The following is a 14,528-nucleotide window of genomic DNA, read 5'->3' as shown; positions in this document are numbered from 1 at the left end:
ACACTTGATGTTTGCGGGCATCCGGGGTAATCCTGGCAACATGGCCCGTAACGAAGAGCCCTCGCGCGGACTCCTCGACGATGTGGCAAAAATGCTGCGTTTGCCTTTCAGCACACCAGAGTTCATCGACCGCATCTTCACCGGCAGTGTCAATCAGGTAGGCCGCCGCACGCTGTACATGTTGATCACCACGTGGGATGCCGCCGGTGGTGGACCTTTTGCCGCAAGCGCGATCGCTTCGACCGGCCTGTCCAAGACCGCCGAAATCGTGCAGTCGATGTTCATCGGTCCGGTGTTCAACCCGCTGCTCAAGATGCTGGGCGCCGACAAGATCGCTGTTCGGGCCTCGCTGTGCGCTTCTCAGCTCGTTGGGCTGGGCATCATGCGTTACGGGGTCCGTTCCGAACCGCTGCACTCGATGACGGTGGAACAGCTGGTGGACGCGATCGGTCCGACGATGCAGCGCTACCTCGTCGGCAAGATCGATTAGGCAGCCAGCCGTTCTAGGTCGTACCGACCGACCTGAACCCGGCCGTCGGCGGTCAGGCGCACCGGGTACACCGGCACCGAGACCTTCGGGTCGTCCAGGCAGGATCCGTCATCGAGGGCGAAGGCCTGCTTGAGGATCGGTGACTGCACCGTGGCCCGGCCGGCCCGGTCGCCGACGATGCCGCGCGACAACACCGCGGCCCCAGAGAACGGATCGATGTTGCCCACCGCGTGCACCGAGCCGTCGTCGAGCCGGAACAGCGCCGCCTGCGAGCCGTCGTCCAGCAGGACGCCGACGCCACGGCCCGGGATCAGGTGGTCGTAATCGCAAGCGGTGGTCCAGACCTGAATGTCGTTGAGAAGTGTCATGGTTCCTCCTTGGTTAGGATCGGACGCGCGGAATGCCGATGGGCACAGGAACTTTGCGTCCGGCACGTTCGGTGAAGGTGACGGTGGGGTCGGCGGTGTCGGGAGCGTTGACGAAGGAGACGAACCGGGACAGCTTCTCCGGGTCCTCGAGCACGCCCTTCCATTCGCACTTGTAGTTGTCGACGTGGCGCTCCATGGCCGCCTCGAATTCCTCGGCCAGCCCTAGTGAGTCGTCGCAGACGACCTCGCGCACGTGCTCCAGGCCCAGCGACTCCACCCACGGCGCGGTGCGCTGCAGCCGGTCCGCGGTGCGGATGTAATACATGAGGAAACGGTCGATGTAGCGGACCAGCGTTCCGGTGTCCAGGTCGCCGGCCAGCAATTGCGCGTGCTTCGGCGTCATCCCGCCGTTGCCCCCGACGTAGAGGTTCCAGCCCTTCTCGGTGGCGATGATGCCGACGTCCTTGCCGCGCGCCTCGGCGCATTCGCGCGCACAGCCCGACACGCCCAACTTGATCTTGTGCGGCGCCCGCAGTCCGCGGTAGCGCAATTCCAGGTCAATGGCGAGTTGCACCGAGTCTTGCTGGCCGTACCGGCACCAGTCGCTGCCCACACAGCTCTTCACGGTGCGCAACGCCTTACCGTAGGCGTGGCCCGACTCCATCCCGGCGTCGACCAACCGCTTCCAGATCGCCGGCAGTTGATCCACCGTCGCGCCGAACATGTCGATCCGCTGGCCGCCGGTGATCTTGGTGTAGAGACCGAAATCCTGCGCGATCTGACCGATCAGGATCAGGTGCTCGGGCTTGATGTCACCACCAGGAACCCGCGGCACAACCGAATAGCTGCCGTTCTTCTGGATGTTGGCCAGGAAGTGGTCGTTGGAATCCTGCAGCGCGGCCTGCTCCCCGTCCAGGATGTGGTCGGATCCGGTGGACGCCAGGATCGAGGCGACGACCGGCTTGCAGATGTCGCAACCCTTCCCGCGGCCGAAGCGCTTAAGCAGCCCGGAGAAGGTGCGGATCTCGGTGGCGGAAATGATTTCGAACAGCTCGGCCCGCGACTGCGAGAAGTGCTCACACAGCGCCTTGGACTGTTCCACGCCCTCGGCTTCGAGCAACTGCTTGAGCAGCGGAACGCACGACCCGCACGAGGTCCCCGCCGAGGTGCACGCCTTCAGTGCCGGCACGTCACCGCAGCCGTCGGCGATGGCGCACTTCAAGTCGCCTTTGGTGACGTTGTTGCAGGAACAGATCTGCGCGGAATCCGGCAGCGCGCCGATTCCCAGGGCGCCGGCTCCATCACCGGCCGGGGCGATCAGCGCCAGCGGGTCGCCCGGTAGTTCGCTGCCGACCATCGGGCGCAGCACCCCGTACGACGTGGCGTCGCCCACCAGCACCCCGCCCAGCAGCGTCTTGGCGTCGTCGGACAGCACCAGCTTGGCGTAGGTGCAGTTGACCGCGTCGTTGATGACGACCTCAAGGCAGTTCTCGGTGGCGCCCATCGCATCGCCGAAGCTGGCCACGTCCACGCCGAGCAGCTTGAGCTTGGTCGAGAGGTCGGCTTCGGGGAATTCGGCTACTCCGTCGAGCAGCCGGTCGGCCACCACCTCGGCACTGGTGTAGCCGGGCCCGACCAGTCCGTAGCAACGGCCCTCGATCGCGGCTACCTCACCCACCGCAAAGATGTCGGGATCGCTGGTGCGACAGGACAAGTCGGTCATGACACCGCCGCGCGGCGCGACGTCCAGACCGGCCGCGCGTGCCAGCTCGTCGCGGGGGCGGATACCGGCCGCGAAGATCACCACCCCGGCGTCGATGATCTGCCCATCGGACAGGCTGACCCGGACTGCGTCTGAATCATCGACGGCAGCAATGGATTCGGTGCCCGTCCCGACGTGGATGGCGATGCCGAGGTCGCCGATCATCCTGGCCAGCAGCGCGCCGCCGGCCTCATCGACCTGCTGGGCCATCAGCCGCGGCATCATCTCGACGACGTGGGTCTGTAATCCAAATTGGCGCAACGCATTCGCCGCTTCCAGACCCAGCAGCCCGCCACCGATCACCACACCCGCGCCGTGGCCGTGCTCCACCGTGCGTTGCGCTCCGGCACGGATGGCATCGAGGTCATCGAGGGTCCGGTATACGTGGCACGACGGCAGGTCGTGACCGGGCACCGGCGGGACGAAGGCGTAGGAGCCGGTGGCCAGCACCAGCGCGTCGTAGGCGTGTCGGTCACCGTCGGCAGTGACCACCGTCTTTGTCTCGCGATCGATTTCGACGACGCGGGTGTCCAGTATCAGCTCGACCCGTTCGTCACCGGCGTAGTCATTACCCGGTAGCGCCAGCTTGGTGCGGTCCCAGCTCTCGGTGTAGGAGGTCAGACCGACGCGGTCATATGCTGCGTCGGCCTCTTCGGCCAGCACGGTGATCAACCAGCTGTTGCTGGTATCCCGGGCACGCAGCGCCTCGACGAACCGGTGACCGACCATGCCGTGACCGACCACGACGACGCGCCGGACATCCGGGCGCGCGCGAGTAGTAGTTCCGGCAGAAGACATGCCAAGAGACTACGAAGGCGATGTTGCCGAAAATGACGCGAAATGTGACGCGTGCATCACGCTGGCATCACACCTGTCAATTGTCTGTGTGACCCCGTTCGCTCCCGGCGAACGGCCAGGTGGAACTTTAGCGTAGGGCACTCAGGTTTTACTGGGTAGCCGACCGACACAGCGTCGGGTTCAGCAAACTCACAACGAAGAATAAGGAGTTATCCATGAGCAATCTCGCCTTGTGGTCGCGACCGGCGTGGGACACCGACCGATGGCTACGGGACTTTTTCGGTCCGGCTTCGGCGGACTGGTTCAAGCCGGTGAACATGGGTTTTACCCCCGCCGCTGAGATCGTGAAGGACGGCGAGGACGCCGTGGTCCGCCTCGAGCTGCCGGGCGTCGACGTCGAAAAGGACGTCAACGTCCAGGTCGAGGGCGGCCGCCTGGTCATCCATGGCGAACACCGCGACGAGCATTCAGAGGACCAGGACGGACGCACCCTGCGGGAGATCCGTTACGGCTCTTTCCGCCGGTCGTTCCAGCTGCCGGCTCACGTCACCAGTGAGGCCATCGCGGCGTCGTATGACGCGGGCGTGCTGACCGTACGGGTGGCCGGTGCCTACGCGGGCACGGAGCCCAAGCGCATCGCAATCACCAAGTAAGCGAGTCGAGCCGCCGGGCGTGGTGCCTACGGACGGACCACGCCCGGCGGCGTGGCCTTTCTGCAAGCCGCTTCAGCGCCAGCGGGCGAGCAGCTCGTTGGCCCTGGCAGACAGCGCGTATTGCAGGAACGGCCCGAAGCTGATGCGGGCCACGCCCAGTGGACCGAATGCGGCCGGGTCGTCCTGGTCCGGGGCCGCGATCGCGTTTACCGGCAGCGGGAGCTCAGATGCCAAGCGGCGCAACGTTTCTGGACCGTGTCGCCCCACCGGGTAGAGAACGTCGGCACCGGCGCCGGCGCACTCGGTGAGCCGCGCGACGGCCACGTCGACCAGGTCGTCGGCCCCACCGGTTTCCAGACCGCCCTGCCGCAGGAACACATCCGTGCGGGCGTTGATCACCACGTGCACGCCGGTGGCGTCGGCTGCCGAACGCAACGCTGCGACGAGTTCGGCGTGTTCACCGGATGACCGCAGCCGTCCGCCCTCAGAATGCACGGTGTCTTCGATGTTGAGGCCGACCGCGCCGACCCCTACCAGACCTTCGATCAGGCGTTCGGCCGCCAACCCGTAGCCCGACTCGAGGTCCACCGATATCGGCACGGAGCCCAAATCCGCTACGGCGGCGGTGATTTGAGCGACCCGAGTCAGGACGTCGTCGAACGACATGCCCTCGTTGTCAGGTTTGCCGATCGAATCGGCCAGCGGATGACTGCCAACGGTGAGGGCGACGAAGCCGGCCTGCACCGCCAGCCGGGCCGACCACGCGTCCCATACCGTCGGCAGCACCACCGGATTCCCCGGCTGGTGCAGATCCAGCAGCGCCCGGGCGCGTTCGGACTGGCCAGGTACTTCCGGCATGGCGCGCTGCTTTCTCCCCGTGCGGTATGCGAAGAAGCGGATATTATCGGTTGACGTACTGTGATCCGTAACACCTTCAGCCACAGGGAGCATGCATTGTCCACGACGACCGAACTCACCGAACTGCACGACCTCATGCGGGGCCTGCGGCGGTGCGTCACCTCGCTGAAAGCACGGTACGGCGACAACCCGGCCACCCGGCGCATCATCATCGACGCTGACCGGATACTCAGCGACATTCAGCTACTCGACACTGACGTGGCCGAATTGGACCTCGGCCGCGCCACGGTTCAGCAGTCCGGCGAGAAGATCGCCATCCCCGACACCCAGTACGACAGCGACTTCTGGCGCGATGTCGACGACGAGGGTGTCGGAGGTCACAGCCGGTACTGACGGCGACGCCCGCCTCAATAACAGGCGGTTCCCCTGTGTAACCTTCGGACTAACAGCCCGTTCGAAGAGGAACACATCTAGATGAGCGCACCAGCGGCGAGCCGTTCTGAGTCCGGCGTCTTTTCACCTACGCGCGCCCAAATCGCGCAGAAGACGCTCCGCCCGGAGAAGTGGTGGCTGCAGCCGCTGCGGATCAATCTGGGCTTTGCAGCATTCGTCATCTACGCGACGGCGCGCGCGTTTCAGCAGCAGTACTTCTACGTCCCGCAGTACCACTACCTGACGCCGTTCTACTCCCCCTGCGTCAGCACGGCCTGCGGCAAGGCCAGTGAGTTCTGGCCGCAGATCCTGCCGGACGTGTGGTGGCTGCCGTACGCGGCACTGACGCTGCCGTTCCTGCTGTTGTTCCGGCTGACCTGCTACTACTACCGCGGCGCCTACTACCGCACGGTCTGGCAGTCGCCGACGGCGTGCGCGGTAGCCGAGCCGCGGGTGCACTACACCGGTGAGACCAGATTCCCGCTGATCATCCAGAACTCGCACCGGTACTTCTTCTACATCGCCGGCATCATCTCGGTGATCAACACCTACGACGCGATCGTGGCGTTCCATTCCGAAACCGGGCCGGGCGGATTCGGTTTTGGCCTGGGCAATCTGATCCTGCTCGGCAACGTCATCATGCTGTGGATCTACACGCTGTCCTGCCACTCCTGCCGGCACGTCACCGGCGGCCGTCTCAAGCACTTCTCCAAACACCCTGTGCGGTATTGGATCTGGGAGCAGATCAGCAAGATCAATGTTCGGCACAAGCAGTTCGCCTGGATAACGCTGGGCACGCTGATGCTGACCGACTTCTACATTGCGCTGGTCGCCAGCGGCACCATCTCTGACTTGAGATTCATTGGCCACTGAGCCAATTCATCGATTCGGACAAAAAGCTGAGTGAGGTTTCATGGTTGAGGTCGAACGGCACGCCTACGACGTGGTCGTGATCGGTGCCGGCGGCGCCGGATTGCGTGCCGTCATCGAGGCGCGCGAACGCGGCCAGAAGGTGGCGGTGGTTTCCAAGTCGCTGTTCGGTAAGGCGCACACCGTGATGGCCGAGGGCGGCTGCGCGGCCTCCATGGGTAACGCCAACCCGAAAGACAACTGGCAGACCCACTTTGGCGACACCATGCGCGGCGGCAAGTTCCTCAACAACTGGCGGATGGCCGAACTGCACGCCAAGGAAGCACCCGACCGGGTGTGGGAGCTGGAGACCTACGGCGCGCTCTTCGACCGCACCAAGGACGGCCGGATCAGTCAGCGCAACTTCGGCGGCCACACCTACGCGCGACTCGCCCACGTCGGGGACCGCACCGGCCTGGAACTGATCCGCACCATGCAGCAGAAGATCGTCTCGCTGCAGCAGGAGGACTACGCCGAGTTCGGCGATTACGACGCACGCATCAGGGTATTCGCCGAGTGCACGATCACCGAGCTGATCAAGGATGGCGATGCGATTGCCGGTGCGTTCGGTTACTGGCGGGAGAGCGGCAAGTTCATCCTGTTCGAGGCCCCCGCGGTGGTGCTGGCCACCGGCGGGATCGGCAAGTCGTTCAAGGTGACGTCGAACTCCTGGGAGTACACCGGCGACGGCCACGCGCTGGCACTGCGGGCCGGCGCGACGCTGATCAACATGGAATTCGTCCAGTTCCACCCCACCGGCATGGTGTGGCCCCCCAGCGTCAAGGGGATCCTGGTCACCGAGGGTGTCCGCGGCGACGGCGGCGTCTTGAAGAACTCCGAGGACGAACGGTTCATGTTCGGCTACATCCCGGCCGTGTTCAAGGGCCAGTACGCCGAGGACGAGCAAGAGGCCGACGCATGGCTCAAGGACAACGACTCGGCCCGTCGCACCCCGGACCTGCTGCCCCGTGACGAGGTGGCCCGCGCCATCAACTCGGAGGTCAAAGCCGGCCGCGGCACGCCGCACGGCGGCGTCTACCTCGACATCGCGTCCCGGCTCTCGGCCGAGGAGATCAAGCGGCGGCTGCCGTCGATGTACCACCAGTTCAAGGAATTGGCCGGCGTAGACATCACCAAGGAGCCGATGGAAGTCGGACCCACCTGCCACTACGTGATGGGCGGGGTCGAGGTCGACGCCGACACCGGCGCGGCCAAGGTCCCCGGGCTGTTCGCCGCGGGCGAGTGCTCGGGCGGTATGCACGGCTCCAACCGGCTGGGCGGCAACTCGCTGTCCGACCTCCTGGTGTTCGGCCGGCGCGCCGGCCTGGGCGCCGCCGACTATGTCCGGGCGCTGACCAACCGTCCGGCCGTTTCGCAGGAGGCTGTCGACTACGCCGCCAAGCAGGCCCTCAAGGTGTTCGACCCGCCGGCCGGCGGCGCTGCCCCGGAGAACCCGTACGCCCTGCAGCTGGACCTGCAGCATGTGATGAACGACCTGGTGGGCATCATCCGCAAGGAAGACGAGATCACCAAGGCCCTGACGCTGCTGGACGAGCTCTGGAAGCGCTACCAGAACGTGCAGGTCGAGGGCGGCCGCGAGTACAACCCCGGCTGGAATCTGGCGATCGACCTGCGCAACATGCTGCTGGTCAGCGAGTGCGTGGCCCGGGCTGCGCTGGAGCGCACCGAAAGCCGGGGCGGCCACACCCGCGACGACCACCCCGGCATGGACTCCAGCTGGCGCAAGACGCTGCTGGTCTGCCGAGTCAACAACGCCGAGGTGGACGGCCCGCACATCGACATCAGCCGCGAGCCGCAAGTGCCGATGCGGCAAGACCTGCTTGAGCTCTTCAAAATCTCGGAGTTGGAGAAGTACTACACCGACGAAGAGCTCACCGAGCATCCGGAACGGAGAGCGTAATGGGTTACAACGCGAGCATGCGGGTCTGGCGCGGGGACGACACCGGTGGTGCGCTGGAGGAGTTCACCGTCGAGGTCAACGAGGGCGAGGTGGTGCTCGACGTCATCCACCGTCTGCAGCAGACCCAGACCCCCGACCTCGCCGTGCGCTGGAACTGCAAGGCGGGCAAGTGCGGATCCTGCTCGGCGGAGATCAACGGCAAGCCGCGGCTGATGTGCATGACCCGGATGTCGACGTTCGAGGAGAACGAGGTCGTCACGGTCACCCCGATCCGCACGTTCCCGGTGATCCGCGACCTGGTAACCGACGTGTCCTTCAACTACGAGAAGGCGCGCGAAATCCCGTCCTTCGCCCCGCCGAAGGAGCTGCAGCCGGGTGAGTACCGGATGGCGCAGGTCGACGTGCAGCGGTCTCAGGAGTTCCGCAAGTGCATCGAGTGCTTCCTTTGTCAGAACGTCTGCCACGTCATCCGTGACCACGAGGAGAACAAGCAGGCGTTCGCCGGGCCGCGTTACCTGATGCGGATCGCCGAGCTGGAGATGCACCCGCTGGACACTCTGGACCGGCGCAACCAGGCGCAGGAGGAGCACGGCCTGGGCTACTGCAACATCACCAAGTGCTGCACCGAGGTCTGCCCGGAAAACATCAAGATCACCGACAACGCGCTGATCCCGATGAAGGAGCGCGTCGCGGACCGCAAGTACGACCCGATCGTGTGGCTGGGTAACAAGCTGTTCCGGCGCTGATACCGCTCATTACCTGCTAACCCGAGGCACCGTTGGCACCGTTGGCGCCGTTGTCGCCGAATGCTCCCCACGCACCGGGTCGTCCGCCGTCCCCGGCCGGCTCCCCTTCGCTGTGTGTGTTTCGCGATGGGAACAGAAAAACTATCGATATAAGGCTATTTGATGCCGAGCGAGCGCAACTCGCTTCGGTGAAAGACAATCGGCGCGATGCCTGAGTCCACCGTCACCTGGTTGACCCGCAGCACGACGATGGTGTGGTCCCCGGCCGGGATCAACTGCTCGATCGCACTTTCCAGCCACAGGCCCGTGCCCTTGATGAAGACGGCACCCGATTCACTGGACACCGTTTCCAGGCCGGCGAACCTGTCGCCGGTCTTCGCGGCCAAGGTGCGCACGGCGACATCATGCGCCTCGCCCAGCACGCTGATACCGAGCATCGGCGCGGACTTGAGTTTCGGCCACGTCGTCGAGGTGTTCTGCACGCAGAACGACACGAGCGGGGGTTCCAGCGAGACCGGGACAAAGGTGCTGGCCGCCAGGCCTTCCCGGACCCCGTTGACGTGGGCCGCGATAGCCACCACCCCGGTCGGGAAGTGGCCGAACGCCTCGCGCAGCGACGTGGGTGTCAGATTGCTGTTCATCGGACTTCATGCGCCCCTTGAGCCGAGAATGGGATTCTCCTATTCGACCCTACCTGGCGAGTGTCCGTGTGCGGCAGCCACATCGGGGTGGGCGCGCAATCTGCTCTTCCAGGCGTTACGCCCGTAGACCGAATAGATCGGGTCGGCCGGGTCCTCGGACCTATGGGCGCGAGTCGCGAGTTCGTCGGGCAGCGACAGCATCGGTATCTCCGCGTCCAGGCGGGGGTTGAAGAAGTACGGCACCGAAATGCGCTCGGCCGCGGAGCTCAGATTGACCCGGTGTTCGGTCGCCCGCAGGTACCCGCCCGTCGCGAACTCGAGCAGCTCACCGATGTTGACGACGAACGCCCCGTCCAGGGCCGGCACGTCGATCCAGTCGTCGCCGCGCACCTGAAGACCCAGGCTGCCCGGCTCGGCCAGTAGCAGCGTGAGCACTCCGGAGTCCTTGTGCGCGCCAACCCCCTGAGTGTCTGCCGCTCGGGCCGGATATCGAACGATCTTGATCAGCGTCGCCGGTGCTTCGGCGAACGCCTCGTCGAACACCTCCGGTGGGCTGCCCAGCGAGGCCGCCCAGTGCCGCAGCAACCGGCGCGCCACCGCGGACAGCGCGGCGTCCCATTCCGCGACGATCCCCGGCAGGTCGGGCAGAGCCGCCGGCCACTGATTGGGGCCTTGCAGCCATAGGTAGTCCGGGCGGCCGGGCCCGCCGATGGGAGCACGCTCGGGACCGATGTCGATCTGTTCGCGCCAGTCCGTCTCGCCCCTGGTCAGCTCGCCTCCCAGCCGGGTGTAGCCACGGAAATGGGGGCTGCGCACCATCGCGATGGCGTCCTTTTCGGCCTGCGGCAGTGCGAACAGCCGGCGGGCCGCATCAAGCACCCGCGTGGTCAGCGCCTCAGGCACGCCGTGTCCGGTGAGATAGAAGAAACCCACCTCGTGCGCCGCCTCGCGCAGACGGGTTCGCAGCCGGGGCGGATCGGCCCTTAAGTCCACTACCGGAAGCGTCGTGACGGTCCCCACAATCCTCCTCCGAATACGACATCGCCGCAGGTGAGGTGCTGTATTGGGACTGCCGTAAGCGCCACCCCAACCAGTTGGTTAGTTAGCCAGTGAAATATTGCTCACACTCGCTTGCGTTGAAGTTACCGATCGGTATATTTTAACGGTGTTACTGGTGGGTAACTTAGCCCTAGTACCCAACCACAAGTGGCATTCTCAATGAGGAGGACCCTAAGTGAGCCACTACAAGAGCAACGTCCGTGACCAGGAATTCAACCTCTTCGAGGTACTGGGCGTTGACAAGGCATTAGGTCAAGGCGATTTCAGCGAACTGGACGTCGACACCGCCCGCGAGATGTTGGCCGAGATCAGCCGGTTGTCCGAGGGTCCCGTTGCCGCCTCGTTCGTCGACGGCGACCGCAACCCGCCGGTGTTCGATCCCGCCACGCACGAGGTGACACTGCCCGAGTCGTTCAAGAAGTCCGTCAACGCGGTCATCGAGGCCGGCTGGGACAAGGCCGGCCTGGACGAGGAACTCGGCGGCATGCCGATGCCGCGGGCGCTGATGTGGGCGCTGCACGAGCACCTGCTGGGCGCCAACCCGGCCGTGTGGATGTATGCCGGCGGTGCCGGTTTCGCCCAGATCCTGTACCACCTCGGCACCGAGGAGCAGAAGAAGTGGGCCGTGCTCGCCGCCGAACGCGGCTGGGGTTCGACCATGGTGCTGACCGAGCCGGACGCCGGTTCGGACGTCGGCGCCGGGCGCACCAAGGCCACCCAGCAGGAGGACGGCACCTGGCACATCGACGGTGTGAAGCGATTCATCACCTCGGGTGACTCCGGTGACCTGTTCGAGAACATCTTCCACCTGGTCCTGGCCCGCCCCGAGGGAGCCGGCCCGGGCACCAAGGGACTCTCGCTGTTCTTCGTCCCCAAGTTCCACTTCGACCCCGAGACCGGCGAGCTGGGCGAGCGCAACGGCGTCTTCGTCACCAACGTCGAGCACAAGATGGGTCTGAAGGTCTCGGCCACCTGTGAGCTGTCCCTGGGACAGCACGGCGTGCCCGCCAAGGGGTGGCTGGTCGGCGAGGTGCACGACGGCATCGCCCAGATGTTCGAGGTCATCGAGCAGGCCCGCATGATGGTCGGCACCAAGGCCATCGCCACGCTCTCGACCGGCTACCTCAACGCGCTGGAATACGCCAAGTCCCGCGTCCAGGGTGCCGACCTCACGCAGATGACCGACAAGACCGCGCCGCGGGTGACCATCACGCACCACCCCGACGTGCGCCGGTCGCTGATGACCCAGAAGGCGTACGCCGAGGGTCTGCGCGCCCTGTACCTGTTCACCGCGACCTTCCAGGACGCGGCGGTCGCGGAGACTGTCCACGGTGTGAACGCCGAGCTGGCTGCCAAGATCAACGACCTGATGCTGCCGATCGTCAAGGGTGTCGGCTCCGAGCAGGCCTACGCCAAGCTCACCGAAAGCCTGCAGACCTTCGGTGGGTCCGGCTTCCTGCAGGACTACCCGATCGAGCAGTACATCCGGGACGCCAAGATCGACTCGTTGTACGAAGGCACCACCGCCATCCAGGCGCAGGACTTCTTCTTCCGCAAGATCGTCCGCGACAAGGGTGTGGCGTTGGCCCACGTGTCGAACGAGATCCAGCAGTTCGTCGACAGCGAGTCGGGTAACGGCCGGCTGAAGAGCGAGCGGGCGCTGCTGAGCAAGGCGTTGACCGACGTCCAGGCGATGGCGGCGAGCCTGACCGGCTACCTGATGGCCGCTCAGGAAGACGTGACCAGCCTCTACAAGGTTGGCCTGGGCTCGGTACGGTTCCTGATGAGCGTCGGTGACCTGGTCATCGGCTGGTTGTTGCAGCGTCAGGCCGCCGTGGCCATCGAGGCGCTGGATGCCGGTGCTACCGGAGCCGAGCGGTCCTTCTACGAAGGCAAGATCGCGGTGGCGTCGTTCTTCGCGAAGAACTTCCTGCCGCTGCTGACCAGCACCCGCGAGGTGATCGAGACTCTGGACAACGACATCATGGAGCTCGACGAGGCTGCCTTCTAAAGATCAGCGCAAAAGTCCCCCGCTTCCTGTTGGAGGCGGGGGATTTTTCGCGTCGGGGCCTCGACACTGAAAATTTGTATACGACACGCCGTGGGACGTGTGCGAGGTTTCAGTCTCGATAATGACGCCCTCGATAACGAGGCTCGCGACACCCGCGACGCCCGCACGGCATACCCCTGACATGCAAAAGACCGCCGCTGGATCCCCTCACTCCAGCGGCGGCCTTTTTCGTACGCCCGTCTCCGCTGACCGGCGGTCGATCTAGGGATTGCCCCGCGTTGCCGTCGGGGTCGGGGGGTCAGACACCAACACGGGGCTATCCGGACTAGCGAGTACCCAGATGCTTCCTCGAATAACCACCCGATTGGAAATTCTCTGACGTCGTTTCCGGCCAGCCGGTCAGGCCTCGAGGATCGCGGCCACGCCTTGGCCGCCGGCGGCGCAGATCGAGATCAGCGCCCGCACCGTACCCGAGCCCTTGGCCTCGCGCTTCTTCTCGGCAAGCTGCTTGGCGGCCTGAGCGAGGATCCGGCCGCCGGTGGCGGCGAACGGATGCCCGGCTGCCAGCGACGATCCGTTGACGTTGAGCTTGGCCCGGTCGATGGCACCCAGGGCGGCATCCAAACCCAGCCGTTCCTTGCAGTATTCCTCGGACTCCCAGGCCTGCAGGTGGGCCAGCACCACGGAGGCGAACGCCTCGTGGATCTCGTAGAAGTCGAAGTCCTGCAGCGTCAAGCCGTTGCGGGACAGCAGCCGCGGAACGGCGTACGTCGGCGCCATCAGCAGCCCGTCGTTGCCGTTCACGTAGTCCACGGCGGCGGTTTCGGCATCGACGAAGTAAGCCAGCGGTGACAGCGAGTGCGCCGAGGCCCACTCTTCGGTGGACAGCAGGGCCACCGAGGCGCCGTCGGTGAGCGGCGTCGAGTTGCCCGCCGTCATGGTCGCGTCACCGTTCTTGACGCCGAACACCGGCTTGAGCTTGGCCAGCTTCTCCACGGTGGCGTCGGGACGCAGGTTGTCGTCGCGGTAGAGCCCGAGGAACGGGGTGACGAGGTCGTCGAAGAAGCCTCGGTCGTACGCGGCGGCCATGTTGCGGTGGCTCGCCACGGCCAACTCGTCCTGGTCGACCCGCTTGATTCCGAGTTCCTTGGCGGTGATCGCGGCGTGCTCACCCATGGACAGGCCGGTCCGGGGCTCGGAATTGGCGGGCAGGTCGAGTCCGAGGTTGGCGGGCAGGGCACCCAGCAGCTTCGCCCGCTCCAGGTTCGACTTGGACCGGCGCACCTTCAACAGCGTGCGGCGCAGGTCTTCACCGAGCCCGATCGGCGCATCGGACGTGGTGTCAACGCCACCGGCGGCGGCCACCTCGTAGCGGCCGGCTGCGATGCCGTCGGCCGCGGCGATGGCCGCCTGCAACCCGGTACCGCAGGCCTGCTGCAGGTCGAATGCCGGCGTGTAGGACGAGAGTTCGGACCCCAGGACGCATTCCCGGATCAGGTTGAAGTCGCGGCTGTGCTTGAGCACGGCACCGCCGACCACGGCGTCCAGCCGTTCACCGGCCAACCCGAACCTCTCGACCAGGCCTTTAAGCGCAGCGGTGAACATATCCTGGTTGGACGCGTCGGCATAGGCACGATCCGACCGGCCGAACGGGATCCGGTTGCCACCCAGCACGGCAACCCGCCGCCGGCCCGGGGAACTCTTCTGAGAAGCTTTGGTCTTCGGCTCAGAGCTTGCAGGGGCCACGTTTTGTCTCCGCTAGTCAGTTGTGAGGGTCATTTTGGGGTACCCGCGTTGACGGCAATACTACCCACTGTTCTTACTCTGAAGTAAGTTCGTCCCCGGATACGGTGCCTATACCCGGCCCGCTCGACATGGAA

The 14,528-nt window shown here is 65.3% G+C and carries 13 protein-coding genes; 7 read left to right on the top strand and 6 right to left on the bottom strand.

All coding sequences use genetic code 11. The annotated features are described in order from the left end of the window. Nucleotides 1-40 precede the first annotated feature (40 nt). Nucleotides 41-490, top strand: a complete 450-nt coding sequence (locus BN972_RS00280) for a TetR/AcrR family transcriptional regulator (RefSeq protein ID WP_036351527.1) — start codon at nt 41-43, stop codon at nt 488-490. On the opposite strand, the gene nirD is transcribed toward BN972_RS00280, so the two are convergent. Then, nucleotides 487-858: a nitrite reductase small subunit NirD gene (nirD, locus tag BN972_RS00275; RefSeq protein WP_036351525.1), complete on the bottom strand. Its 372-nt coding sequence runs from the start codon at nt 856-858 to the stop codon at nt 487-489. The two genes, BN972_RS00280 and nirD, sit on opposite strands and share 4 nt — an antisense overlap. 13 nt (nt 859-871) lie before the next feature. Next, nucleotides 872-3,418, bottom strand: coding sequence for a nitrite reductase large subunit NirB (gene nirB, locus BN972_RS00270; RefSeq protein ID WP_080696645.1), 2,547 nt, complete (start codon nt 3,416-3,418; stop codon nt 872-874). A gap of 215 nt (nt 3,419-3,633) precedes the next feature. Between nirB and BN972_RS00265 the strand changes: the two genes are divergently transcribed. Further along, the gene (locus BN972_RS00265; RefSeq protein WP_036351522.1) at nt 3,634-4,071 is read left to right on the top strand and encodes an Hsp20/alpha crystallin family protein; all 438 of its coding nucleotides are present in this window, start codon (nt 3,634-3,636) and stop codon (nt 4,069-4,071) included. Between the two features lie 72 nt (nt 4,072-4,143). Here BN972_RS00265 and BN972_RS00260 read toward each other — a convergent pair whose 3' ends face one another. Then, the gene (locus BN972_RS00260; RefSeq protein WP_036351519.1) at nt 4,144-4,929 is read right to left on the bottom strand and encodes an isocitrate lyase/PEP mutase family protein; all 786 of its coding nucleotides are present in this window, start codon (nt 4,927-4,929) and stop codon (nt 4,144-4,146) included. A 96-nt stretch (nt 4,930-5,025) separates the two neighbouring features. Here BN972_RS00260 and BN972_RS00255 point away from each other — a divergent pair, with 96 nt between their 5' ends. The 4 genes from BN972_RS00255 to BN972_RS00240 all read left to right on the top strand — a co-directional run bounded on the left by BN972_RS00255 (nt 5,026) and on the right by BN972_RS00240 (nt 8,937). Next, entirely contained in the window at nt 5,026-5,322 is a 297-nt protein-coding gene (locus BN972_RS00255) for a hypothetical protein (protein ID WP_036356081.1), read from the top strand. Between the two features lie 81 nt (nt 5,323-5,403). Beyond that, nucleotides 5,404-6,234, top strand: coding sequence for a hypothetical protein (locus tag BN972_RS00250; RefSeq protein ID WP_036351516.1), 831 nt, complete (start codon nt 5,404-5,406; stop codon nt 6,232-6,234). 40 nt (nt 6,235-6,274) lie between these two features. Next, entirely contained in the window at nt 6,275-8,191 is a 1,917-nt protein-coding gene (locus tag BN972_RS00245) for a fumarate reductase/succinate dehydrogenase flavoprotein subunit (RefSeq protein WP_036351513.1), read from the top strand. Continuing rightward, complete coding sequence (locus BN972_RS00240; RefSeq protein ID WP_036351510.1) at nt 8,191-8,937, top strand: succinate dehydrogenase/fumarate reductase iron-sulfur subunit; 747 nt, start codon at nt 8,191-8,193, stop codon at nt 8,935-8,937. The genes BN972_RS00245 and BN972_RS00240 overlap by 1 nt, the downstream gene beginning before the upstream one ends. Nucleotides 8,938-9,092: 155 nt before the next feature. Here BN972_RS00240 and BN972_RS00235 read toward each other — a convergent pair whose 3' ends face one another. Further along, the gene (locus BN972_RS00235; protein WP_036351507.1) at nt 9,093-9,578 is read right to left on the bottom strand and encodes a flavin reductase family protein; all 486 of its coding nucleotides are present in this window, start codon (nt 9,576-9,578) and stop codon (nt 9,093-9,095) included. Nucleotides 9,579-9,617: 39 nt separating this feature from the next. After that, on the bottom strand, nt 9,618-10,598 hold the full coding sequence (locus tag BN972_RS00230; protein ID WP_036351504.1) for an isopenicillin N synthase family dioxygenase: 981 nt from the start codon (nt 10,596-10,598) through the stop codon (nt 9,618-9,620). A 214-nt stretch (nt 10,599-10,812) separates the two neighbouring features. Here BN972_RS00230 and BN972_RS00225 point away from each other — a divergent pair, with 214 nt between their 5' ends. Further along, nucleotides 10,813-12,648 (top strand): acyl-CoA dehydrogenase, encoded by a 1,836-nt coding sequence (locus BN972_RS00225; RefSeq protein ID WP_036351500.1) that lies wholly within the window; start codon nt 10,813-10,815, stop codon nt 12,646-12,648. A 399-nt stretch (nt 12,649-13,047) separates the two neighbouring features. Here the strand turns inward: BN972_RS00225 and BN972_RS00220 are convergent, their stop codons facing one another. Then, entirely contained in the window at nt 13,048-14,394 is a 1,347-nt protein-coding gene (locus BN972_RS00220) for an acetyl-CoA C-acetyltransferase (protein ID WP_036351497.1), read from the bottom strand. Nucleotides 14,395-14,528 lie beyond the last annotated feature (134 nt).

This window comes from Mycobacterium asiaticum DSM 44297 (genome assembly GCF_000613245.1).
GTDB lineage: Bacteria > Actinomycetota > Actinomycetes > Mycobacteriales > Mycobacteriaceae > Mycobacterium > Mycobacterium asiaticum.
Note: the sequence above shows the minus strand (reverse complement) of the source record. Positions and strands in the feature narration are given on the sequence as shown.